This is a genomic window from Pseudoalteromonas sp. KS88 (genome assembly GCF_004766475.1).
Classification (GTDB): domain Bacteria; phylum Pseudomonadota; class Gammaproteobacteria; order Enterobacterales; family Alteromonadaceae; genus Pseudoalteromonas.
The window spans coordinates 1-23,316 of record NZ_PYHV01000028.1 but is presented as its reverse complement, the minus strand read 5'-3'; the positions used below and the strand labels follow the sequence as shown (position 1 = coordinate 23,316).

19 protein-coding genes and 1 rRNA gene are annotated in these 23,316 nt (G+C 41.2%); 15 read left to right on the top strand and 5 right to left on the bottom strand.

Annotation, left to right across the window (positions count from 1 at the left end; genetic code table 11):
• The first annotated feature begins 265 nt into the window (after positions 1–265).
• The 10 genes from glyA to C7Y70_RS17335 all read left to right on the top strand — a co-directional run bounded on the left by glyA (position 266) and on the right by C7Y70_RS17335 (position 10,607).
• Complete coding sequence (gene glyA / locus C7Y70_RS17380; RefSeq protein ID WP_099297786.1) at positions 266–1,522, top strand: serine hydroxymethyltransferase; 1,257 nt, start codon at positions 266–268, stop codon at positions 1,520–1,522.
• 95 nt (positions 1,523–1,617) lie between these two features.
• Positions 1,618–2,067 carry a transcriptional regulator NrdR gene (gene nrdR / locus C7Y70_RS17375; protein WP_058561959.1) on the top strand — a complete coding sequence of 150 codons (450 nt, stop codon included), beginning with the start codon at positions 1,618–1,620 and terminating at the stop codon, positions 2,065–2,067.
• Position 2,068: 1 nt separating this feature from the next.
• A complete protein-coding gene (gene ribD, locus C7Y70_RS17370; protein WP_135476117.1) occupies positions 2,069–3,202 on the top strand; it encodes a bifunctional diaminohydroxyphosphoribosylaminopyrimidine deaminase/5-amino-6-(5-phosphoribosylamino)uracil reductase RibD in 1,134 nt (377 codons plus the stop codon).
• Between the two features lie 22 nt (positions 3,203–3,224).
• The gene (locus C7Y70_RS17365) at positions 3,225–3,878 is read left to right on the top strand and encodes a riboflavin synthase (RefSeq protein ID WP_099297782.1); all 654 of its coding nucleotides are present in this window, start codon (positions 3,225–3,227) and stop codon (positions 3,876–3,878) included.
• A gap of 27 nt (positions 3,879–3,905) precedes the next feature.
• Positions 3,906–5,018, top strand: a complete 1,113-nt coding sequence (ribBA, locus tag C7Y70_RS17360) for a bifunctional 3,4-dihydroxy-2-butanone-4-phosphate synthase/GTP cyclohydrolase II (protein ID WP_099297780.1) — start codon at positions 3,906–3,908, stop codon at positions 5,016–5,018.
• Between the two features lie 81 nt (positions 5,019–5,099).
• Positions 5,100–5,564 carry a 6,7-dimethyl-8-ribityllumazine synthase gene (gene ribE, locus C7Y70_RS17355; protein ID WP_008110216.1) on the top strand — a complete coding sequence of 155 codons (465 nt, stop codon included), beginning with the start codon at positions 5,100–5,102 and terminating at the stop codon, positions 5,562–5,564.
• Positions 5,565–5,579: 15 nt separating this feature from the next.
• Entirely contained in the window at positions 5,580–5,990 is a 411-nt protein-coding gene (gene nusB, locus C7Y70_RS17350) for a transcription antitermination factor NusB (protein ID WP_058561963.1), read from the top strand.
• 44 nt (positions 5,991–6,034) lie between these two features.
• The gene (thiL, locus tag C7Y70_RS17345; protein WP_135476115.1) at positions 6,035–7,009 is read left to right on the top strand and encodes a thiamine-phosphate kinase; all 975 of its coding nucleotides are present in this window, start codon (positions 6,035–6,037) and stop codon (positions 7,007–7,009) included.
• Entirely contained in the window at positions 7,006–7,491 is a 486-nt protein-coding gene (locus C7Y70_RS17340; RefSeq protein WP_135476113.1) for a phosphatidylglycerophosphatase A, read from the top strand. Before thiL ends, C7Y70_RS17340 begins: the two co-directional genes overlap by 4 nt.
• A gap of 29 nt (positions 7,492–7,520) precedes the next feature.
• Positions 7,521–10,607 (top strand): ligand-binding sensor domain-containing diguanylate cyclase, encoded by a 3,087-nt coding sequence (locus tag C7Y70_RS17335; RefSeq protein WP_135476112.1) that lies wholly within the window; start codon positions 7,521–7,523, stop codon positions 10,605–10,607.
• Between the two features lie 93 nt (positions 10,608–10,700).
• Here C7Y70_RS17335 and C7Y70_RS17330 read toward each other — a convergent pair whose 3' ends face one another.
• From C7Y70_RS17330 to xseB, 4 genes are all read right to left on the bottom strand, one after another.
• Positions 10,701–12,803, bottom strand: coding sequence for a hypothetical protein (locus C7Y70_RS17330; protein WP_135476170.1), 2,103 nt, complete (start codon positions 12,801–12,803; stop codon positions 10,701–10,703).
• 393 nt (positions 12,804–13,196) lie between these two features.
• Positions 13,197–15,062, bottom strand: coding sequence for a 1-deoxy-D-xylulose-5-phosphate synthase (gene dxs / locus C7Y70_RS17325; RefSeq protein WP_135476110.1), 1,866 nt, complete (start codon positions 15,060–15,062; stop codon positions 13,197–13,199).
• 103 nt (positions 15,063–15,165) lie between these two features.
• Positions 15,166–16,053, bottom strand: a complete 888-nt coding sequence (ispA, locus tag C7Y70_RS17320) for a (2E,6E)-farnesyl diphosphate synthase (RefSeq protein ID WP_099297770.1) — start codon at positions 16,051–16,053, stop codon at positions 15,166–15,168.
• A gap of 3 nt (positions 16,054–16,056) precedes the next feature.
• On the bottom strand, positions 16,057–16,299 hold the full coding sequence (gene xseB, locus C7Y70_RS17315; RefSeq protein ID WP_099297768.1) for an exodeoxyribonuclease VII small subunit: 243 nt from the start codon (positions 16,297–16,299) through the stop codon (positions 16,057–16,059).
• Positions 16,300–16,599: 300 nt separating this feature from the next.
• Between xseB and pomA the strand changes: the two genes are divergently transcribed.
• The 3 genes from pomA to C7Y70_RS17300 all read left to right on the top strand — a co-directional run bounded on the left by pomA (position 16,600) and on the right by C7Y70_RS17300 (position 20,319).
• A complete protein-coding gene (gene pomA, locus C7Y70_RS17310) occupies positions 16,600–17,367 on the top strand; it encodes a flagellar motor protein PomA (protein ID WP_099297766.1) in 768 nt (255 codons plus the stop codon).
• Between the two features lie 2 nt (positions 17,368–17,369).
• Positions 17,370–18,290, top strand: a complete 921-nt coding sequence (locus tag C7Y70_RS17305; RefSeq protein WP_099297764.1) for a flagellar motor protein MotB — start codon at positions 17,370–17,372, stop codon at positions 18,288–18,290.
• Between the two features lie 118 nt (positions 18,291–18,408).
• Positions 18,409–20,319 (top strand): DNA topoisomerase III, encoded by a 1,911-nt coding sequence (locus C7Y70_RS17300; RefSeq protein WP_135476108.1) that lies wholly within the window; start codon positions 18,409–18,411, stop codon positions 20,317–20,319.
• Positions 20,320–20,332: 13 nt separating this feature from the next.
• Here C7Y70_RS17300 and C7Y70_RS17295 read toward each other — a convergent pair whose 3' ends face one another.
• Positions 20,333–21,643 (bottom strand): amidohydrolase, encoded by a 1,311-nt coding sequence (locus C7Y70_RS17295; RefSeq protein WP_135476106.1) that lies wholly within the window; start codon positions 21,641–21,643, stop codon positions 20,333–20,335.
• A gap of 85 nt (positions 21,644–21,728) precedes the next feature.
• Between C7Y70_RS17295 and C7Y70_RS17290 the strand changes: the two genes are divergently transcribed.
• Positions 21,729–22,586 carry a tetratricopeptide repeat protein gene (locus tag C7Y70_RS17290; RefSeq protein WP_099297758.1) on the top strand — a complete coding sequence of 286 codons (858 nt, stop codon included), beginning with the start codon at positions 21,729–21,731 and terminating at the stop codon, positions 22,584–22,586.
• Between the two features lie 633 nt (positions 22,587–23,219).
• Positions 23,220–23,316: ribosomal RNA gene (locus tag C7Y70_RS17285) — 16S ribosomal RNA — on the top strand; the annotation flags it as partial.

Genomic DNA, 23,316 nt, shown 5'->3' with positions numbered 1-23,316 from the left:
CCATCCCTGTTAAAAAGTAACAACGATGAGAGTAAGTGCCTATTAGGCACCTTGAGGTGGTTTGTGTATATTATAATTGTAAATGCTTCGCCATTATATTTATTAATAATACTTATGCTTTTATAAAAAAATATCATTACAAAAACACTGTGAATTAATTTCAATCCCTGTTTAAATATGTTCAACATAAGAGCATAGGCAAATTGACGTTTTCAGCGTATAATTCAGCCTTCAAAATACCATACACGTTGCCCTAGGAGCCCCCATGTTAGAACGTAGCATGAATATTTCGGATTTCGATCCAGAGTTATTTGCAGCAATCAATAAAGAAACTGCACGTCAAGAAGAGCACATTGAGTTAATTGCATCTGAAAACTATTGTAGCCCACGCGTATTAGAAGCGCAGGGTTCACAGCTTACAAATAAATATGCAGAAGGCTACCCGGGCAAGCGTTACTACGGTGGTTGTGAACATGTTGATGTGGTTGAGCAACTTGCTATTGACCGTGCAAACGAATTATTTGGTTCTGATTACGCAAACGTACAGCCTCATGCTGGTTCGCAAGCTAACGCAGCTGTTTTCTTAGCGCTTTTAGAAGCGGGTGATACAGTACTAGGTATGAGCTTAGCGCATGGCGGCCACTTAACTCACGGTTCTCACGTAAGCTTTTCTGGTAAACTTTATAATGCGATCCAATACGGGCTTGATGAAGTAACAGGCGAAATTGATTACGCACAAGTTGAAGCTTTAGCGCTTGAGCACAAGCCAAAAATGATCATCGGTGGTTTCTCTGCATACTCAGGTATTGTTGATTGGGCTAAATTCCGTGAGATTGCAGATAAAGTAGGTGCATACTTATTTGTTGATATGGCTCACGTTGCAGGTCTTATTGCAGCAGGTGTATACCCAAGCCCTGTAAAGCATGCTCACGTTGTTACTACAACAACGCATAAAACACTTGCTGGCCCTCGTGGTGGTTTAATTATCTCAGCATGTGGCGACGAAGCTATTTATAAAAAACTTAACAGCGCTGTTTTCCCAGGTGGCCAAGGTGGTCCTTTATGTCACATTATTGCTGCAAAAGCAGTGGCATTTAAAGAAGCACTACAACCTGAGTTTAAAGAATACCAAACGCAAGTTGTTAAAAATGCACAAGCAATGGTTGCGGTAATGCAAGAGCGCGGCTACAAAATTGTTTCTGACAAAACTGAAAACCACTTGTTCTTACTTGATCTAATCGATAAAGACATTACTGGTAAAGATGCTGATGCAGCATTAGGTAATGCAAATATCACTGTAAACAAAAACTCAGTACCAAATGACCCACGTTCTCCGTTTGTTACGTCTGGTTTACGTATTGGCTCACCTGCAATCACGCGTCGTGGCTTTAAAGAAGCTGAGTCAAAAGAGCTTGCAGGTTGGATTTGTGACGTTCTAGACAACATTAATGATGAGTCAGTGCAAGCGCAAGTAAAAGAGAAAGTTCAAGCTATCTGTAAAAAATTACCTGTGTACGCTTAATCACAGGAATTTAGATAACATCAGCAATGTTTTTTGCTATCATAAAGGCCGCCCTAGAGCGGCCTTTTTGTTTTTAGTTACGGAATTTACACTATATGCATTGCCCTTTTTGCTCTGAGAAAGATACCAAAGTGATTGATTCGCGTTTAGTTGGTGGTGGTCACCAAGTAAGGCGCCGTCGTGAATGTAACGAATGCCATGAGCGTTTTACCACTTTCGAAGGTGCTGAGCTGGTTATGCCGCGAGTTATTAAACAAGATGGCAGTCGCGAACCTTTCAACGAAGATAAACTCCTTAACGGGTTACACCGTGCCTTAGAGAAACGCCCAGTAAGCACCGAGCAAGTTGATGAGGTTGTTAATATTATTAAATCTCAATTGCGTGCAACCGGTGAACGAGAGATTTCGAGTCACCTCGTTGGCGAATGCATCATGGAGTCATTAAAAAAGCTTGATAAAGTGGCCTATGTTCGGTTTGCTTCGGTGTATCGTTCATTTGAAGATATTCGTGAGTTTGGTGAAGAAATAGCACGCTTAGGGGAGTAGTATGAGCGCTCAAATGTTCACTGAGCAAGATCATCACTATATGGCTCGTGCGATAGAGTTAGCTAGTTTAGGTCGATTTACCACAACGCCAAACCCTAATGTAGGGTGTGTGTTGGTTAAAGATAATGTCGTAATAGGGGAAGGGTTTCATCAGATTGCAGGCCAAGGGCATGCTGAAGTAAACGCTCTTGCCATAGCTGGTAAAAAAGCAAAAGGGGCAACGGCCTATGTGACTCTTGAACCTTGTAGCCATTTTGGTAAAACCCCGCCTTGCGCTCAAGCATTAAAAGAGGTTGGCGTCAGTAAGGTCATTGCAGCTATGGTTGACCCAAATCCTCAGGTGGCCGGGAAGGGATTGGCCATATTAGCGAGTGCCGGCATTGAAGTTGCCTCAGGGTTACTTGAACAACAGGCACGATTGTTAAACCGAGGGTTTTTAAAGCGTATGGAACAGGGCTTGCCCTTTGTGACATGTAAAATGGCCGCTAGCTTGGATGGTAAAACAGCCCTAAAAAATGGCCAAAGTAAATGGATTACTGGCACGCCCGCGCGCCAAGATGTGCAGTTATTCAGAGCGCAAAGTTGTGCCATTTTAACGGGGGCAGATACGGTACTCATTGATGATGCAAAGCTCAATGTACGTATTAATGAACTGCCTCAAGCGTTACCAACAGATTTACCACTTCGCCAGCCAATACGCGTTATTGTCGATTCTCAAAACCGCTTAACGCCTGATCTCGCTTTGTTTAGTATTGAAAGTGAGATCATTATTCTTACGACTAAGCTTGATAAATCGATTCAATGGCCTCATTACGTTACCCATATTGAAGTGCCCGAAAAATCTCAAAAAGTAGATTTACTCGCTGCATTGCAAATTTTAGCTAAAAGACAAATAAATACAGTATGGCTTGAAGCTGGCGCGACATTGGCCGGTGAGATGACCCAGCAAAATCTAATTGATGAATTTATAGTGTATGTTGCACCTAAACTATTAGGGAATGATGCAAAAAGCTTACTAAACTTTGCAACTCTAACCAGTATGCAAGATACTATTAACCTAACAATTAGTGACTGTGCGCTAATTGGCGATGATATTCGTATCACCGCTAGTGTGACGGCCACCAAATCGTCTTAATTTATTTTTGAGAGTAAACTTTATGTTCACTGGTATTATTGAAGCAACAGGCATTATAAGTGATTTGCGCAAAACTCAAGGTGATTTGGCTATTCGTATTCAAAGCCACGATTTGAACATGGCAGATGTAAAACTAGGTGATAGCATTGCCACGAATGGTGTTTGCTTAACTGTTGTTGCTAAACATGATGATGGATTTAGTGCCGATTTATCAAATGAGACCATTGGTTTAACAGGGTTCGCACATTACAAACAAGGGCAAAAAGTTAACCTTGAAAAAGCAATGCAGCCTGTATCGCGATTAGGTGGTCATTTAGTTTCAGGTCATGTTGATGGCATTGCAACAATTACTGCAATCACCGCAAACGCACGCGCAACAGAATATTGGTTATCGACCGATGCGGCGTTGATGAAGTACATTCCATATAAAGGTTCAGTATGTGTGGATGGCATTAGTTTAACCGTAAATGCGGTTGAGGATAATAAATTCAAACTCACCATCGTGCCTCACACATCAGAACAAACCACGATTGCTGACTTTAAAGTTGGCACGTCAGTAAACTTAGAAGTTGACCAAATAGCCCGCTACCTTGAGCGTTTGATCAAAGGTGCAGAGCAACCAGCAAGCTCAGATATTTCCATGAGCTTATTAGCTCAAGCTGGTTTTATAAAATAAACTCCACAAATTAATTATGAGTAGACTATGAATTTACACAGCGCGCAAGAAATTATTGATGACATTAAAGCCGGTAAAATGGTTATTTTAATGGATGACGAAGACAGAGAAAATGAAGGCGATTTAATTATTGCTGCTGAGCATATTAGTGCTGAGGCAATTAACTTTATGGCTACTCATGGCCGTGGCCTTATCTGTTTAACGATGACGCAAGAACGCTGTGAGCAACTTGATTTGCCGTTAATGGTAAAAAATAACGGTGCTGCATTTTCTACGAATTTTACGATGTCTATTGAAGCATCAAAAGGCGTGACAACAGGTATTTCTGCCGCTGATCGCGCGCGTACAGTACAAGCTGCGATTGCAAAAGGCGCGGAACCATCAGATATTGTTCAGCCTGGGCATATTTTTCCAATTATGGCTCAGCCTGGTGGTGTACTAACACGTGCAGGCCATACTGAAGCTGGGTGTGATTTAGCTCGTTTAGCAGGCCTTGAGCCGTCTTCTGTAATCGTTGAAATACTCAATGCCGATGGCACTATGGCGCGTCGCCCAGATTTAGAGATATTTGCTAAAGAACATGGCATTAAAATTGGCACCATTGCTGATTTAATTGAGTATCGCAACATAAACGAAACCACTATTGAACAGGTTGCTAAGTGTAAGTTACCCACTCAGCATGGTGAGTTTGACCTAGTAACGTATAAAGACACCATTGATGGGCAGCTGCATTACGCATTATTAAATGGTGAAATTAAAGCAGATGAGCCAACATTAGTTCGTGTTCACTTACAAAGCACATTCAACGATATTTTATTATCAGATCGTAGTGCTGACAGAAGCTGGGGTTTATCAGACGCTATGGCGTATATTGCACAGCATCAAGGTGCACTCGTTATCCTAGGCAAGCAAGAACATACAGAAGAGTTAGAGGCAACAGTCAAAGCATTTGCAGCAGAGGATGCGGGCGAAAACGTGAGTCATCGTAAATTTCAAGGTACATCACGCACCGTTGGTGTCGGCTCACAAATTTTAGCGGATCTAGGTATTGAGAAAATGCGCCTAATGAGTCGACCTAAAAAGTACCACGCACTTTCTGGTTTTCACCTTGAAGTGGTTGACTACGTAGAGCCGCAATAAGCTAGGCTATTATTTTATTTTTGTGGTATGATGCGCAGCAATTTTTGCGCAATCGCTTAAACTTATTTTTAGGGTTATCGAATGAAAATTATCGAAGGTAATAAATACGCTCCGGGCAAGAAATTTGCCATTGTCATTTCTCGCTTTAATGATTTTATTGGTAGCAGCCTTTTAGCAGGTGCTGTTGATGAACTAAAGCGTACTGGTGGTGTATCTGAAGATGATATCACTGTTATTTATGTACCAGGTGCGGTTGAGTTACCTTTGGCAGCAAAACGCGTTGCGGCAAAGAAAGAGTATGATGCAATCATCGCTTTAGGCGTTGTGATAAGAGGTGGTACACCACACTTTGATCTCGTTGCTGGCGAATCAAATAAAGGCTTGGCGCAAGTGTCGCTTGAGTATGATATCCCGGTTGCATTTGGCGTATTAACCACAGAAAGCATTGAGCAAGCGATTGAACGCGCTGGCACCAAGATGGGCAACAAAGGTGGCGAAGCTGCTTTAGGTGCACTTGAAATGGTTAATGTGTTAGATAAAATTTAAGTTTAAGGAATTTTTGTGAAACCAGCAGCAAGACGTAAAGCACGTATCTTAGCACTTCAAGCCGTTTATTCTTGGCAACTAAGTGGCAATGCAATTGCCGATATCGAACAACAAATGTTGATCGAAAACGACGTGACTAAAATCGACGTTGAATATTTTAAAGATCTCGCTCGTGGTGTTGCTGTAAATAAAACGCAACTTGACGAAGCTGTCTCTCCTCATTTAACTCGTCCATTTGATGAGTTAGATATGGTTGAAAAGGCGATCTTACGTCTAAGCGCTTATGAGCTTAAATTCCGTGAAGACGTTCCTTACAAAGTAGCAATCAATGAAGGTATTGAGCTTGCTAAAATATTTGGCGCTGAAGATAGCCATAAATTTGTAAACGGTGTACTTGATAAAGCAGTTAAGCATTTACGTAAGTAACGCAACTGCAAAAGGAGAGCCGGCATAGGCCGGCTTTTTTGTGTATGAAGGAATTTGAATTAATAAATCATTACTTCAAGGGGCGTGGAGTGACTCGCCGCGATGTAAACCTTGGCATTGGTGATGATTGTGCTTTAGTAACTGTCCCAGAAAATTGCCAGTTGGCGGTCACTACAGATACGCTTGTGTCAGGCGTCCATTTTTTTGATGATATTTCACCTCGTGCTCTAGGGCATCGTGTATTAGCTGTAAATTTAAGTGATTTAGCTGCAATGGGGGCTGAACCTACATGGGTTTCAGTTGCTCTAACGTTGCCTAATATTGATGTTGAATGGCTTGAAGAGTTCACTGAGGGGATGCATGAAATTGCAGAGTACTATAATGTGCAAATCATTGGTGGTGATACAACTCAGGGTCCATTAACAATCACTATTTGTGCAAAAGGCACAGTCCCGCAAGGCAAAGCTTTACGACGAGGCGGTGCAAAAGTAGGTGATTGGATTTACGTTACAGGGCCCTTAGGAGATGCGGGTCTTGCTATTGAGTCTCGTAAGCAAGAATTTAAAATTGCTCCAGAGCATCTTCGCTATGTGAATCAGCGTTTTGACTACCCAGCTCCTCGGGTTGCCGCAGGGCAAGTGCTGAGAGGTTTGGCATCGTCTGCTATTGATGTTTCAGATGGTTTACTTGCTGACCTAGGTCATATTTTGGCTATGTCGCAAGTTGGTGCTCAAATCCATGTTGAGAAAGTACCAACATCAGATGCAATGCAAGACACATTAGATAAATCTCAACAGCTACCTTTTATTCTCAATTATGGCGATGATTATGAATTACTGTTTACAGTGCCTGATGATAATAAGAGTATGTTAGAACTTAAATTACGCCAATATGGCGTAGAAGCGACCTGTATCGGTCAGATAAAAAGTGGTGAAGGACAAATTGAGCTCTCGCTTAATGGTGAAAAACTCGATTTTAATGATACTGGCTTTGAACATTTCTCCAAGGAGCCGGTTTGAATAACCCCTCAAAATTTAACTTAAAGCGCCCACACCAATTTTTTGGTTTGGGCTTTGGTTTGGGTTTAGCACCAAAGGCACCAGGCACTTTTGGCACATTTGCCGCCCTGCCATTTATTTTTATTACGCTGCATTATCCACTCTGGCTACAAATAGTATTTGCTGTGGTTATTAGTATATTTGGTATTTGGGCGTGTGGTAAAACTGCAGATGATTTGGGTGTACATGATCATCCTGCAATTGTGTGGGATGAGGTTGCAGGCTTTTATATAACAATGATTGGTGCTGCGTTAAGCTGGCAATCACTGTTAGTTGGATTCTTGTTATTTCGCTTTTTTGATATTGCTAAACCAGGCCCAATCCGTATATTAGATAAGCGCCTGCATGGCGGTATAGGGATTATGGCAGATGATGTTTTAGCGGGAGTATTCTCACTAATTTGCTTGCAAGCTCTATTCAAAATGGGTTACTTACCTTTTTAACCTTAGTTTTTCAACGAGGTATTGACGTTATGATGCGGTTTTTATTGGTTTATATTTTATTGTTTTGCAGTTTACCAAGCAGTGCGTCAATTACTGATTATGTTGTGAAGCAGTGGAATATAAAGAACGGTCTACCTTCGCAATCACTAAAAAGTGTTGTTCAAGATGAACAAGGTTATATGTGGTTAGGTACTCAGTTTGGCCTTAGCCGTTTTGATGGTAATACGTTTACAAATTACAATACGCTGAACACCCCTTTTTTACCGAGTAACGGTATTAATAAACTTATCATCGATAGTGAGGGGTATTTATGGGTAGGTACAAAAAAAGGGATTGTCGTTCTTGACCCACAAACTATGGCTGCTCAAGAGTACATAGTCAAAGGTCCTGTTCGCGATGTTATCGAAGATTCTCGCGGGAGCATTTGGATTGCAGCAAATGGGTTATATTTTGTTCCTCGTAATCAAATAGACCTCAAATTAAATACCCACATACCAAATCACACTGTGAAAGCCAGTTCTGTTAAACAAATTACAGGCACGGTAAGTCAATTAGCTTTATCACCTGAAGGCATTTGGCTTGTTAACGAAAGACAGCTATTACGTTTGACTAACTCCTCATCTGACTTTGCTAAGTTACGATTAGAACTAACCGCCAAAGTATCGTTACCTGAGCGTGTCGCACAAACAATTATTCATGACTTAACCTTTCTTGAAGGTAATCTCTACCTTGCTTCTGAGTTAGGTGCATATTTTCTTGATTTAGATGATGAGCTTCGTCCGTTCCCACTGCCTAATGCCAATAACTCTGCCGTTTATAAATTTATGAGCGACTCCGATGGTGCGTTATGGGTTTCTACCTATGGCCGATTGTTAGTTAGAGATAATTCAGGTGATTGGCAATGGGTTGAGCCAAGCCAGTTAGATCAAAATATATGGTTCGCTGACTTGTATCGTGATAACGATAATAACATTTGGTTAGCCAGCTTTAGCGAAGGGTTGTGGCTTGCTCACGAAGGGCGTATAGAGCGCCATTCAGCTATTTCCCAAATGACGGAAGCTGTTATGGCCATTACCAAAGCGCCTGACGGTAAGTTGTGGGTTGCTAATAGAAGTGGTGTTGGGTATTTCGATTTAAACAAAAACTTCATCAATCAGATCCCGAGCAACCAATACGGTCGAGCTGTTGTAAATGATTTACACTTTGATAGTGGTCGTTTATATATTGCGACAGGTCGAGGTGTGTACTTTTACGAAAATAAAACCTTATTTACAGTACCTGGACGCGCTTTAAGAGATAACCCTGTATTTGCTATAAGCAACTCAAGTAAAGATGGCTTATGGCTGGGTACTGGCCGAGGTATGTACCGTTTAAGTTATGGCGGGATAACACCGTTTGCATACAACGCATTTTTAGGCAGTAAATTTATTACCTATGTGTTGGAGCAACAAAATTTTGGTCTGATTGGTACCAGTAAAGGTGCTTATTACTTTACTGACCGCGGCATTGAAAAAGTGGGTGATCAAACGTCATTAGAAAGTGCTTATGTTACGAGCATTTTGTACCTGGATGGTGGAGCTATTTTAATTGGTTCATTAAATGATGGGCTATTCTATAGGAGTACCAAAGGTCAGTGGCGTCAACTAGACGCATCAAATGGTTTGCCTTACGGATCTATCTTTAGCCTGCGTTATGATGAGTCATTAAAGCGTATTTGGGTCAGTACCATGAAAGGTGTTTACCGAATGCCTGTAGAGCAATTTAGCGCGGATATAGAAAGCTTAAAGGTTGAGCAAGTAATCTCTTCCTTTGACCGACAACTAGATGGTAAAGCGAGCCAATGTTGTACAGGGCTTGGTCACGATGCAGTGGCAGAACACAACAACTCTATGTGGTATCCAAGTTTGCAAGGCGTTGTGGAAATTCCAAAAGACATCGAGCTATTTGGAGTGAAACAGTTACGCCCTAAAGTTGAAAGTGTAACAACGGGAATGCGTTCAGTGTCGGTTGCTTCTTTGGGAGATAATCCTACATTTAATACGGACGAACGTGACTTTACTCTTAAATACACGGCAATAGACTATTATGCCCCGACCAGTATTGAATTTCGCTACCGACTGAGTGGATTAGATGATGATTGGCGCTACGCAAACTCACGTCGTGAGGCGATATATACTAACTTACCTCCAGGACTATTCTTGTTTCAACTTGAAGCAAAACGACAAGGTGAGGGTTGGCAAAATGCAAAAAGTGCCGAGTATTCATTTATCGTACCTAAACGATTTGATGAAACGGTTTACTTCAGGTTGTTAATCACCAGTACGATTATTTTACTTTTCTATCTTGTTTTTTGGGTGTTCAGAAAACAGGAGCGCCGTAAGCAAGCGGCCTTAGAAAGTTTAGTTACAGAGCGCACTGGAGAGCTTCGTCAAGCTAACGACAAGCTAAATCAGGTTAACTCACAGCTGAAACTTGTCAGTCATTCTGATGAACTAACAGGCCTGAGAAGTCGTCGCTTTTTGTTTGATCAACTACCAAAGGATATTGAGCACTTCCAGCGCAACTCGCAATCATTACAGGCACAGGGAAAGTCATTGGTTTTATTGGTGATCAACTTCGATAGTTTCAGTAAGATCAACGACGCCTTTGGACCTATCGGTGGAGATAGCTGCTTACAACAAATGGCGGCTTTGTTAAATTCACGAACTCAAGGGTCTGATTATGTCGCACGCTGGAGTGGTGATGAGTTCTTGCTTTTACTACGTGATTTTAAGCGCACCGCTATTGATAAATATGTATCAGATCTTTGTAAAGCTGTCGCAGAACATTCATTCAAGCTGCCAAGTGGTGAAAGCATTAATTTAACAGCATCAATTGGTTACTCATTTTACCCTTTACCGCTGCTTGGTGGGCAAGTTATCGGATGGGAAACTTCTGTAAATCTAGCAGATATCGCGCTTCATCAAGTTAAAAAGCGCGGTGGTGATGGTGTGGCAAATATTACATTTGATGAACAGCTGGATGCGTTTGAATTTGAGCAAACGAATAATGTTGAACAACAGCTTAGCGTATTACAAGCCAATGGTTTGGCAGATATTAAAGTGTGGATGCGTTAGTCGTTTTATGCGGGCGTATAAAAATGCCTTAACGTATGACGTTAAGGCATCGAGAGGCCAACTAAAGTCAGTTTAATTAAACTGCTTTGAAGGTTAATGATTTAACCAAGTTGGTAAAATAGCGACTGATTCAGGTGCTGTGAATGAGTAGCTTAAACTCGCGGCTATATCTCCACTTGGGCTAGTTAAAATATTGTCATAGCGCATTACTAAACCATTTGATTTCTCGGCTACATAGAGGTGATTACCAGTAAACATAATATCGACTGGGTTACCAAGCATGGTGGCAGGCCCTGCAATATTAACACTGACATTATTCAAACCAGAGCTCATTCCTGCATTAGTTAATACGTACAATTTACCATCAGTTGCGTCTGCGGCACTGCCAACATCGGAGACGATTAGCGAATCACTGAGTGGATCGTAGTCGATACCATGGATGTTGGTTGGTGCAGGAAATGCGGCGCCGCCGGTTGCTGGGGTGATAAGACGGTCTTCACCTGTAATTGAACTCATACCCGCCATCAATTTAGTTTTTACTTCATCAAAAACGGCAATCGTACCATTGGTTAATGCAACAAATGCGCGGTCTGTAGCAACATCGTAGTCGACATCCCAAGGGCGGGCATTATTACTTGGTGTGAGTGTAATTAGTGGTGAAGCGTCCCCAGTTGTACAGCTTGAAAACACTAAAATTCCTGGCGTTGTTGCATTATTCTCAGCAACAAAAACTAAGCCGCTGTCTGATGCTACATCCAAGCCTTTTGGTGAGATAAGGCCGGTATTATCACCACTGATAATCGAATCTTGGCTTAGTGAAAAAACCTCACCATCACGATGCATAGCCACCTTATTAGAAATCACTATCCCACCAGTAGAAGTGGTGCTGTTATCAAACGTTGTATAGCTGTTACCTGCTTTATCAAAGGTAACACTTTCGATTGCTTGGCTCGCATTATAACTGCCAAACTCACTTGTGAGTGGTGTATTAAGGCGTGAAATATGTCCTGTTGTAGGACCCTCAACACCGGGGTTGCTACTTACTGCAACACCCATCAATGGCACATTAACCATATAGCTGTCTGATATATCCGCCATATCACTATGCATTACAGTTTCGGTTATAGATTCTGGTTTAATAGTCTGCGTTACGCTATCAGGGCTAATATCACCACTTTCACCTGAAAAAATATTACTAAATACCAATACCGCATCGTTTGATTTTTCTGCGACACGTAAATCACTGCCCGTTAAGCTTATATCTACTGGGTTACCAAGCATACTTGCGGGCCCTGCGATACTACGAGCAACACTGGTATTGCCATCTGCAAGCGAAGCATTGTTGATCACAAAGAGTGAGCCGTCTGTAGCATCACTGGCGCTACCTACATCTGAAAGCACTAATTTATTAGTTTTGGCATCATAAGCTATGCCATGAATATTGACTGAAATCTTTTCGCCCGCATCGTTACTTGGTGTGATTGTGCGTGTCGGCATTGCCACGAATCCGCCATCGACGTAGCTGTCATATACTGCAACATCACCATTCGTTAGTGCCACATATAAACGATCGTTTACATCATCATAGGTAACATCCCAAGGTTTTGCATCTGTAACTGTCGTGGCTAGAGGAGTTGCATCACCTGCGGCGGTGGCGCCAAATACAGTGATTTGAACTGCATTAAAGTCGGCTATGAATACCAAGCCTCGTTTGTGAGAAACATGGATACCTTTTGGGTTTACCAAGGTAGTATTAGTACCAGTAATTGTACGGTCACGATCAGTATTAAACATACCACCGTCATTACGACTTTGCACTTGGCATATAGTACTGATAGCCCCATTGCCTAAGTCACTTGCTTGAATTAAGTTGCCTAACTTATCAACTGCAACACCTTCATTTGCACCACTATTAAATATTTTTAACTTTGCAGCATTTTGATCAATTAGATCAATGGTGCCTGCATTGTCAGTGCCGTTATTCGCTAAAATAAATGTTGCGGCATTAAAGCCAGGTGTGCCATCAGCACCATCTACACCGTCATTACCATCAGCGCCATCTGTACCATTATCACCTGGGGCGCCCATTTCACCCTGCATACCAGCAGGGCCGGTGCTGCCATCATCGCCATCACAACCAGTTAAACCTATTAAAATTGCTAAACTAAGCGCAGATAAGCATATTTTACTTGTCATTAAACGAGACTGAATAGATTGAGAAATGTTGCCTGAGTTGAACGTTTTCATAGTTTGTACCTTCTTAAATATTCCATTAAATGTGAACATACAAAGAGTTTGCTTAAAACAGCTTATACCAATCGTGTTAAGTTATTAGTCATTTATAGCGACGGATAAACGCCGTTAGCGCTTTATTTAGCACGCTAGAAAGGCTAAATATTTAAGTCGATTGGTATAATTTAAAAGCGTGAAACTTTGCTCACGAGTTAACCTCAGTGTGAAAACGTTTAAGGAATATAATTGGATGCAAATAAGAGAAAATAATCGGATTTTATTTTTAGTATTATGATTTTAAATAAAAAAAAGGAGCATTTGCTCCTTTTTTATTTGACCTTGAAAGGTAAACAGACCCTAGTCAGTAACAAATTTTTGTATGCTGTCGAGTATACCCTGAGCACCTAAACCCATTTCATCATGCATTTGCTGTTGTGTTCCGTGTTTGATGAATTCATCTGGAATGCCTAGGTTTAAAATGCTTGCCTTTGCTTTCACTGTTGCTAAGTACTCATTAACCGCAGAACCAGCACCACCAACAATGGCGTTATCTTCAAGCGTTATAAAGCTATCATGATCGCTAAGCAGTGAATCGATTAAGTCTGTATCTAGTGGCTTTACAAAACGCATATCTATTAAGCTTGCATCTAACTCATCAGCGGCTAAAAATGCGTTTTCAAGTAGCGTCCCAAAAGATAATATTGCAATTTTGCTGCCGTGTTTAATAACTCGTCCTTTACCGATTTCGAGGGCGGTCATTTGCTCATTAATTTCGCTATTACCGGCACCGCCACGAGGGTAGCGAACAGCAACAGGCTGATTGCATTGATAACCAGTATAAAGCATTTGGCGACACTCATTGGTATCGCTAGGTGCCATAATGATCATATTTGGAATACAACGCATAAAGCTTAAATCGTATGCACCTTGATGGGTTTCACCATCCGCGCCAACAATACCTGCACGGTCAATGGCAAATAGTACCGGTAAATTCTGTAGTGCAACATCGTGAATTAGTTGGTCGTACGCGCGTTGTAAAAAGCTCGAATAAATAGCAACAACGGGTTTTAAGCCTTCACATGCAAAGCCGGCAGCCAAAGTAACGGCGTGTTGCTCTGCAATAGCGACATCAAAGTATTGCTCTGGGTGTTCTTTTGAAAAGCGCACCATACCAGAGCCTTCACGCATGGCTGGAGTAATCGCCATTAGCTTGTCATCTTGGCTTGCCATATCACACAGCCAATCACCGAATACTTTTGAAAACGTTGCAGCACCTGGTTTAGACTTTGGTAAGCTTGACACGGCAGGGTCAAATTTAGGCACGCCATGGTAGCCAATAGGGTCAGCCTCGGCGGGCTTATAGCCTTTCCCTTTTTGTGTTTTGATATGCAGCAGCTGTGGACCTTTTAAGTTGCGCATATTGCGCAACGTGTCTACCAACATATTTACATCATGACCATCAATAGGGCCGATATAATTAAGGCCTAATTCTTCAAAGAAAGTACCAGGGATCACCATGCCTTTTAAATGCTCTTCCATGCGACTGGCTAATTCTTTTACCGGAGGTACACCTGAAAGTAGTTTTTTGCTGCCTTCACGAATATTGGTATAAAAGCTGCCTGATAAAATTCGTGCGAAGTGATTGGTTAAAGCACCGACATTTTCAGAAATAGACATTTCATTGTCGTTTAAAATGATCAGCATGTCTGATTTAACATCACCTAAATGGTTCATTGCTTCAAACGCCATACCAGCAGTAATTGCGCCGTCACCAATTACAGCTACTGTTTTACGGCTTTTGCCTTCTTTTTGTGCGGCAATTGACATACCTAGGGCAGCTGAAATAGATGTGCTTGAATGACCAACACTAAATGTATCGTAAGCACTTTCATCACGATAAGGGAAAGGGTGCAGGCCATCTTTTTGGCGAATTGTATGCATTTGGTCGCGACGACCCGTTAGGATTTTATGAGGGTAGGCTTGATGACCTACATCCCAAACGAGGCGGTCTTCTGGTGTATTATATACATAATGCAACGCAACAGTGAGTTCAACGGTGCCTAGACCAGAGGCCAGATGACCACTGCTTTGGGAAACTGAATTAAGCAAATAATCTCTAAGCTCATCACTAAATGCGGGCAGTTTTTCTTGCGCTAGATCGCGCAGCTGGGCTGGCTCTTCAACCAAACCTAATAATGGATACTTGTTACTATCAAGTGTCATGATTTTTAATACATCCTTCGCTAACCAGAGATTATTATAGCGTATTGTTGCTCTGATTTTTTAGTTATTTTGTATGTCTTTATTCGTTTGCCATTGTGTTTTATTAATGGTCACGTTCAACAATATACGCTGCTAAGCGCGCAAGAGATTCAGTATTGGCATCGATATTCGATAATGCATTAAGGGCATCTGCTAATAACAACTGAGCTTTCTCTTTTGCACCATCAAGACCAAGAAGTGCAGGGTATGTGGCTTTATTCGCCGCTATATCTGACCCTTGAGGCTTACCAAGGATAAAGGTATCGCCTTCTACATCAAGAATATCGTCCTGTACCTGAAATGCCAAGCCAATAGATTCACCAAAAATTTTTAACTGTGAAAACGTATAGTCACTGGTGTTAGGTGCACACAATGCCCCTAGTGTAATTGCGCAATTGAGCAAAGCACCGGTTTTAAGCTTATGAATGCGTTCGAGTGCTGGTAATGAAATAGCTTCATCAGTCGCAGCAATATCGAGCGCCTGTCCTCCCACCATACCCTCAATACCTGACGCCTTGCTTAATGCAGCAATCATTTTAAGCTGTTGAGAAGCTGGTATGTTAAACGTATGGTTAGCGATTAAATCAAAGGCCAATGTTTGCAGTGCATCACCAGCTAAAATTGCATGAGCTTCACCGTACACAATATGGCATGTCGGCCGGCCTCGGCGTAAATCGTCATCATCCATCGCAGGTAAATCGTCATGCACTAATGAATAGCTGTGTATACACTCTATTGCCGCAGCAAGCACATCTAAATCTTTTTTTTCTGCGCCCAACATTTTACCCGTTTCATAAACCAGAAAGGGGCGTATACGCTTACCGCCATTCAATACCCCATAATGTGTTGCTTTTTTAATATTATCTTCAGTATCAAGCGGTAGTGAAAAGTAGTTATCTAGTTTGGCTTCAACGTCATGTTGTGCAACTTTTATTTGCTCTAAAATATGCACCGATTAATCCAAGTCGTTTTTAAAGTCAGTAAGTGGTGACTGAGGGTCATTGCCCATCAAAATTGCCACTTTTTGTTCTGCTTGTTGTAATTTACTTGAAGATGCATTGGCTAGCGCAATGCCGCGTTCGAACTGCTTTAAAGACTGCTCAAGAGATAAATCACCTTGTTCCATGTCGGTGACGATTACAGTTAATTCTTCAAGTGCTTGCTCAAAGCTCAAATTTTCAGGTTTTTTAGTCGCCATCGTGGATTCAACTTAGATGATATGAAATTGAGGCCAATTTTAGGGGGAATGCTAAACTAGGTCAAAGACTGATGCATTTTTTTTATTTATTTACGCGTTATTTGTTTTTTTATTTTGACTGAGCCTATGCTTAAACCTTGCAGCTTAAGGTGGTTAGATTAAAATAACAGTATAGAAGGCAACGTCATTCTCATTTATTCACGTAAATGATTTAAGTAATTCAATCTATTGCCGATAAGCAGTTAATAATAAAAGTTTGTTATTAAAAGTAGCAAAGTATCAATTCCTCTGGAGGGGTAAGTGGATTTAGCAACCATTATAGGTATTCTTGGGGCAATTGGCTTAATCGTAATGTCGATGGTGCAAAGTAGTAACGGTGAAGTGGCTATGTTTTACAACACGCCATCAGTTGTCATCGTATTTGGTGGCTCGATATTTATCGTTCTATCCAACTACACCATGGGCCAATTCTTAGGTATTGGTAAAGTATGCGCTAAAGCATTTATGTTTAAAATTGAATCGCCTGAAGAGCTGATTGAAAAGGCCGTTGAGCTTGCTGATTCTGCTCGTAAAGGAGGATTCTTGGCTCTCGAAGAGGCCGAAATTCCCAACGGCTTTATGCGAAAAGGCGTTGATATGCTCGTGGACGGACATGATGCTGATGTTGTTCGCGCAACGCTCCAAAAAGACATCTCGCTTACTTCTACACGTCATGAATCAGGGGCAGGGCTATTTAAAGCGCTTGCTGATATCGCACCTGCTATGGGCATGATCGGTACGTTGATTGGTTTGGTTGCAATGTTATCAAACATGGATGATCCAAAAGCAATCGGCCCAGCAATGGCGGTTGCGTTATTAACTACCTTATATGGTGCCTTTTTAGCAAACGTTATCGCGATCCCTATTCAGGTTAAATTAGAGCTTCGTAAAGAAGAAGAGGCAATGAACCAACGTTTGATTTTGGATGCTGTTTTAGGTATCCAAGATGGCCAAAATCCAAAAGTTATTGAAGGGATTTTAAAGAATTACCTCGCTGAATCTAAGCGTAATGTGGACACTGAGGAGTAAGCATGTCTGATGAAGAGTGCAAATGTCCCCCCCCAGGATTGCCAGCTTGGATGGGGACCTTCGCTGATTTAATGTCATTGTTAATGTGCTTTTTTGTACTCTTGCTCGCATTTTCAGAAATGGATGTGCTTAAATTTAAACAGATTGCGGGCTCAATGAAATTTGCTTTTGGTGTGCAAAATAAGATTGAGGTAAAAGATATACCAAAAGGAACCTCTGTCATAGCGATGGAATTTACCCCAGGTAAACCTGAACCCACGCCCATTGAAACCATTCAACAGCAAACCGTTGAGATGACTCAACAAATGCTTGAGTTTCAAGCAGGAGATGAAAGCTCGGCCGGGGGGCGTCAAGAACAACGTGGTAATAAACGTGGTGGTGAGTCGCAAAGCACCGCTCAACAACAAGCTTCTGAACAATCCACATCGTCTGCAGATCAAGAGCAAGTTAATGAGCTCGTTAAGAAGATTGCGCAACAGTTAGAGCAACAAATTATGGATGGCGCAGTTGAGCTAGAGTCATTAGGGCAACAAATAATTATTCGTATCCGAGAGAATGGTTCGTTCCCATCAGGCAGTGCATTTTTACAGCCCCGTTTTAAACCTATTATTCAAGATATAGCGACTTTATTAAAAGACGTACCGGGTGAAATTACGGTTTCAGGCCATACCGATGACTTCCAGGTGTCAAATGAGCTGTATACAAATAACTGGGATCTGTCATCTAAGCGTGCTGTTGCAGTTGCAACAGAAATGCAAAAAGCTCAGGGTTTTGATAAAACCAGGATGGTCGTTGTTGGTCATGCTGAAACACGTCCATTGGTTCCTAATGAAACAGATACCGACAGACGCAGAAACAGACGCGTTGAAATTTCAATTATGCAAGGCAAGGCAAAAGAGTCTGATCCTATAGAAGTAAGGTAATGGATTGAGTCGAATGGTATAAATTTTAAGTGTGAAAGGTTTTGTTGTGCTTAAATTTATGTAATCGATAATATAGTGTGCTAAAGTACTGTTTATATGAACAGTGTTGGAGCTCGTTGTGAAACTGTATATCGCAGAAAAACCATCATTGGGTCGTGCTATCGCTGATGCACTTCCTAAACCCCATAAAAAGCATGATGGTTACATTGAGGTAGCAAATGGTGATTGCGTTTCGTGGTGCATTGGTCATTTGCTCGAACAAGCTGAACCTGACGACTATAACGAGCAGTATAAAAAATGGCGCTTTGATGATTTACCCATAGTGCCTGATCAATGGCAATTAAAAGCTAAACCAAAAACCCGCAAACAACTTACGATACTTAAAAAGTTAATCAAACAAGCTGATCAATTAATTCATGCTGGTGATCCCGATAGAGAAGGGCAGTTACTTGTTGATGAGGTGATTGAGCAAGTAAAACTTAGCCAAGCCAAAAAACAACAAATTCAACGTTTATTGATCAGCGATTTAAATATTAGTGCAGTAAAGAAAGCGTTGGCAAGTATTCGCAGTAATCGTGACTTTATTCCATTGAGTGTTTCTGCACTGGCGCGCTCTCGCGCCGATTGGTTATTTGGTATGAACTTAACCCGTGCATATACCTTAGCTGGGCAAAAAGCAGGGTTTGGTAATGTGCTTTCTGTTGGGCGCGTACAAACACCTATTTTAGGGTTAGTGGTAAATCGTGATAATGAAATTACTAATTTTGTAGCAAAACCATTTTATGAAGTGTTTGCTCATTTAAATACGGAGGAGCAACAAAGTTTCACCGCTAAGTGGCAACCAAGCAAAGCGTGCGAGCCTTATCAAGATGAAGAAGGGCGAGTACTACATCGAGGTCTTGCAGAGAATGTCGTATCAAGAATAGCAGGACAAAAAGGCGAAGTTACGGCACTTGAGCAAAAGCAGAAAAAACAGCAAGCCCCTTTACCGTATAATTTATCAGCCCTGCAAATAGATGCAGCGAAAGCGTTTACGATGCCAGCTCAAAAAGTGTTAGATATTTGCCAAACTTTGTATGAACGCCATAAGCTCATCACATATCCGCGCTCAGATAATCGTTATCTACCAAAAGATCACCACCGGGAAGCTGCAAGCATTGTAAAAGCGATTGCTAGCAATGGGGGGCAAAGTGCAATTCACTGTAGTCAGGCCGATACCAGTAAGCGTAGTAAATGCTTTAATGATGCAAAGGTAGCTGCGCATCACGCCATCATTCCTACTGCTAAACAATTAAAGTCGGTAAGCTTAAATTCAGACGAAGCAAAGGTCTATAGCCTAGTATGTCGGCATTACCTCATTCAGTTCTATCCTGACTATATATTTAATGAAACAAAGGTTGAGGTAACCATTGCTGGTGGTTTATTTAAAGCGAATGCAAAACAAGAGATCAGCTTAGGTTTTAAAGTACTAATGGGTAAATCAGAGCTAAAAGATCAGCAAACTTTACCGCCGTTAGTTAAGGGGCAAGTGCTTGAGTGTTCCCATGGCGAAGTGGTTGATAAAATGACGACTCCGCCTGCACATTTTACGGATGCAACCTTATTGAGTGCCATGACGGGAATAAGTCGTTATGTGAAAAACCCAGATATTAAAAGAATTCTCAAAGATACTGATGGCTTAGGCACAGAAGCAACGCGTGCAGGTATTTTAGAGTTATTATTCAAGCGCCGATTTTTACAACGCCAAGGTAAAACCATTTTAGCCACTGAAACAGGAAAAGCACTTATAGGAGTATTACCTGAAGGTTTAGCAAGCCCAGATTTAACGGCAAAATGGGAAGCCTCATTAGGGGATGTTGCAGAGCAGCGTATGAGCTACCAACAGTTTTTAACTCCGTTATTAAACGATTTATCACATTTCATTGGACTAGCAGGGCAATGTAATAGCCAAGTTTTTGCGCAATTACCAAAAACGCCGCAAAAGCGACGTTTTAAAAGAAAGGCTAAACCAAAAGCAAAGTCGGCCTAGTTACAAAGTCGATTTAGTTATTAAACAGCGCAACGGCTGCATTACTCATCGCTTTAATACCTGTGGGTAAGGCGACTTTGTAATCTGGGGCGAATTTACTCGAGTGCAATGACGGTAGAGTTTGCCCTGATTCCTGTGCTGCACTATATTGAGATTGCTCTACACCACCAAGCCAAAATAAAGTAATAGGAATGTTTTGTTCGGTTCGGCCATATAAACCAAAGTCCTCGCCAGCCATAACGGCTTGCGTTTCTAGCACGTTATCTTTTCCAATGGCCGAGCTAATAGCACTGCGTACAATATTTGTTTGATCAGGGTTATTATATGTTGATGGAATTGACTCATCTTCATGTACATATACTTCTGGCATAAGCGACTTGTCCAAGCCTGCGCTTAAAGCAATTCCTTGTGAAATTCTTTTAATAGCGGCAATTTGCTGTAAACGTACGTCCGGATTATAACTGCGTAATGTAAGTTGTAGTTTTACTGCGTCAGAGATTACATTGTGCTTCGAACCTCCATGAATAGAACCAACTGTTATAACTGAAGGCTCTAGCGGGGAAAGTTCCCGGCTAGTAATAGTCTGCAGTGCTAATACAATCCGTGATGCTATAACAACAGGGTCAATAGTTGTGTGTGGGTAAGCACCGTGTCCGCCTTTACCCTTTACTGTGATATCAACAGAGTCAACACTGGCCATCGTGTATTCGTTTTTCATACTCACTTTACCAGCGGGAACACTCGCGCTAACATGTAATGCTATCACGTGATCAGGTGTAGGGAACTTAGAGAATAAACCTTCTTTTAGCATTGCTTTTGCACCGCCACCGACTTCTTCAGCGGGTTGCGCGACCATCATTAATGTTCCTTGCCATGAATCTTTATGCTTAACAAGTTGTTGTGCTGTGCCAATAAATGAACTCATATGAATATCATGGCCACAGCCATGCATAACACCCACATTCGCGCCATCGTCATTCACCACTGTAACTTTTGATGCATATGGCTTACCCGTTTGTTCTGTTATAGGAAGGCCATCGGTATCAGTGCGGATCATCACTGTTGGGCCATCACCATTTTTATAAAGACCAACTACACCAAATCCACCGACATTATCAGTAACTTCGAATCCAATTTGCTTTAATTGCCGCGCAATTTTTTGACCTGTTTTTTGTTCTCGATATGAAAGTTCGGGAGATTGATGTAAATCTAAATACAACTTTTCGATAGCAGGCATGGCTTTATCGAGATTGAGATCTAAGGTTGTGGCACTGGTGAGCGGGCTAATAAAAAGTAAGGCTGCATATATTTTGTGAAATTTCATAAAAGACCTTTTGGCTGGTGGCTTGTAATTATTGTTATCGACACCATATAAAACCCTAAATAGTCTGATATGGCAATTAATCGCAATGAATAATATGGTAAATGTTAATCCACAAAACCTTCAGCAAGTATTAGGTGAAACCTCACAAGAGAAACTTGTGTTGCTTAGTTTCTATTCTGCACAAAGCCCTGAGTGTCAATCGCAAGCTGCTATCCTAGATAAAATTGCAAGTGAATATCCTGAGCATTTACTTGTTGCGACACTTGATTGCGATGTAGAGCAACAGTTGGCTGCGCAACTAGCGCAGCAAATTGGTTTGCAAACACTACCAACACTAGTGTTTTTAAAAGACTCGGCCCCGGTAGATATGTTGCCTGGTGCGCAAACAGAGCAACAAGTTAGAGATGTTTTATCAAAGCACTTACCGGCACAACATGAGTTGTTATTAGAACAAGCAAAACAGGCTCTCGTTGCAAAAGACTTAAATAGTGCATTTAATTATGCGAAGCAGGCTTACGAACTAGATACCACTAATGCACGCATTAAATTAGTGCTAGCAGATATTTGTATTCAAATTCATAAATTAGATGATGCGCAAGCACTGCTTGATACAGTTGAAGAAGGTGAGCGTGATGCGTATTACACAAATATTCGTGCTAAGTGCGAACAAGCTCTTGAAGCGACAGATTCACCAGAGATAAAAGCATTGCAGTTAAAAGCAGAGCAATATCCGAATGATTTAGATATTAAGCTAGAGTTAGCTGCTGCACTTAATACCGCAGGCCGAAAAGAAGAAGCATTAGAAACATTGTTTAGCATTTTAAAGAAAGATTTAAACTTTGCAGATGCCAAGTCAACATTTCTTGAAGTTATAGCATCATTACCTGATGGCGATAGCTTAGCATCTAAATATAGAAGAAAGCTCTACAGCATCCTGTATTAATCAATTTTATAGATTATAAGCTCAAGCGCTGTTAATTAATGGCGCTTTTTTATATCTAAAACTTGATAAATACAAAAATTAGACAATACTTAAATTCCTCTCGAGAGAAATTGCTGATAATTTAGTCACTAAATAGCGTCTTTTAGATGTTTTAGTTTGTTTTTTAAACTAACGGGCTCTTTTTTAAAGTTTCTGATTAAAAACGCTTGCGTATAATTCGGATCTCCCTATAATGCGACCCCACTGAGACGGCAGAGCAGGCAACGCTTAGCGAGGCAAGCAGCTAATCAGTAAGTCGAGTAAAACTTAAGTTTAGATTTTTAAGAAAGTTTAAAATTAAGTGTTGACAAAAAAATAGGAAAGCGTAACATGCGCAGCCCTAGCGAGATAAAGCAACGCGCTTTAATCGCAACGTTCTTTAACAATATAAAGCAATCATCTGTGTGGGCACTCGTACAGATTGAGTTCTAACAGCCAAGCTTAGTTCGCTAAGTGAGGCAAAAAATTTAGAGTCTCAATTGAAACTGAGTGACCAACAGCAATAAATTTATTTATTGCAGCACAGTCAATTCAATATCGAAAGATATTAAATAAATTCAGAATTCATTGAGCTGTCGAAAGACAAAAAACTTTTAATTGAAGAGTTTGATCATGGCTCAGATTGAACGCTGGCGGCAGGCCTAACACATGCAAGTCGAGCGGTAACAGAGAGTAGCTTGCTACTTTGCTG

Bases quoted from the DNA above. Each gene is read 5' to 3' on its own strand.
- ribD (WP_135476117.1), top strand. From the start codon at position 2,069: ATGAGCGCTCAAATGTTCACTGAGCAAGATCATCACTATATGGCTCGT.
- dxs (WP_135476110.1), bottom strand. From the start codon at position 15,062: ATGACACTTGATAGTAACAAGTATCCATTATTAGGTTTGGTTGAAGAG.
- C7Y70_RS17330 (WP_135476170.1), bottom strand. From the start codon at position 12,803: ATGACAAGTAAAATATGCTTATCTGCGCTTAGTTTAGCAATTTTAATA.
- C7Y70_RS17335 (WP_135476112.1), top strand. From the start codon at position 7,521: ATGATGCGGTTTTTATTGGTTTATATTTTATTGTTTTGCAGTTTACCA.
- glyA (WP_099297786.1), top strand. From the start codon at position 266: ATGTTAGAACGTAGCATGAATATTTCGGATTTCGATCCAGAGTTATTT.
- C7Y70_RS17290 (WP_099297758.1), top strand. From the start codon at position 21,729: ATGAATAATATGGTAAATGTTAATCCACAAAACCTTCAGCAAGTATTA.
- C7Y70_RS17365 (WP_099297782.1), top strand. From the start codon at position 3,225: ATGTTCACTGGTATTATTGAAGCAACAGGCATTATAAGTGATTTGCGC.
- nrdR (WP_058561959.1), top strand. From the start codon at position 1,618: ATGCATTGCCCTTTTTGCTCTGAGAAAGATACCAAAGTGATTGATTCG.
- C7Y70_RS17305 (WP_099297764.1), top strand. From the start codon at position 17,370: ATGTCTGATGAAGAGTGCAAATGTCCCCCCCCAGGATTGCCAGCTTGG.
- ribE (WP_008110216.1), top strand. From the start codon at position 5,100: ATGAAAATTATCGAAGGTAATAAATACGCTCCGGGCAAGAAATTTGCC.
- xseB (WP_099297768.1), bottom strand. From the start codon at position 16,299: ATGGCGACTAAAAAACCTGAAAATTTGAGCTTTGAGCAAGCACTTGAA.
- thiL (WP_135476115.1), top strand. From the start codon at position 6,035: ATGAAGGAATTTGAATTAATAAATCATTACTTCAAGGGGCGTGGAGTG.
- ribBA (WP_099297780.1), top strand. From the start codon at position 3,906: ATGAATTTACACAGCGCGCAAGAAATTATTGATGACATTAAAGCCGGT.
- C7Y70_RS17295 (WP_135476106.1), bottom strand. From the start codon at position 21,643: ATGAAATTTCACAAAATATATGCAGCCTTACTTTTTATTAGCCCGCTC.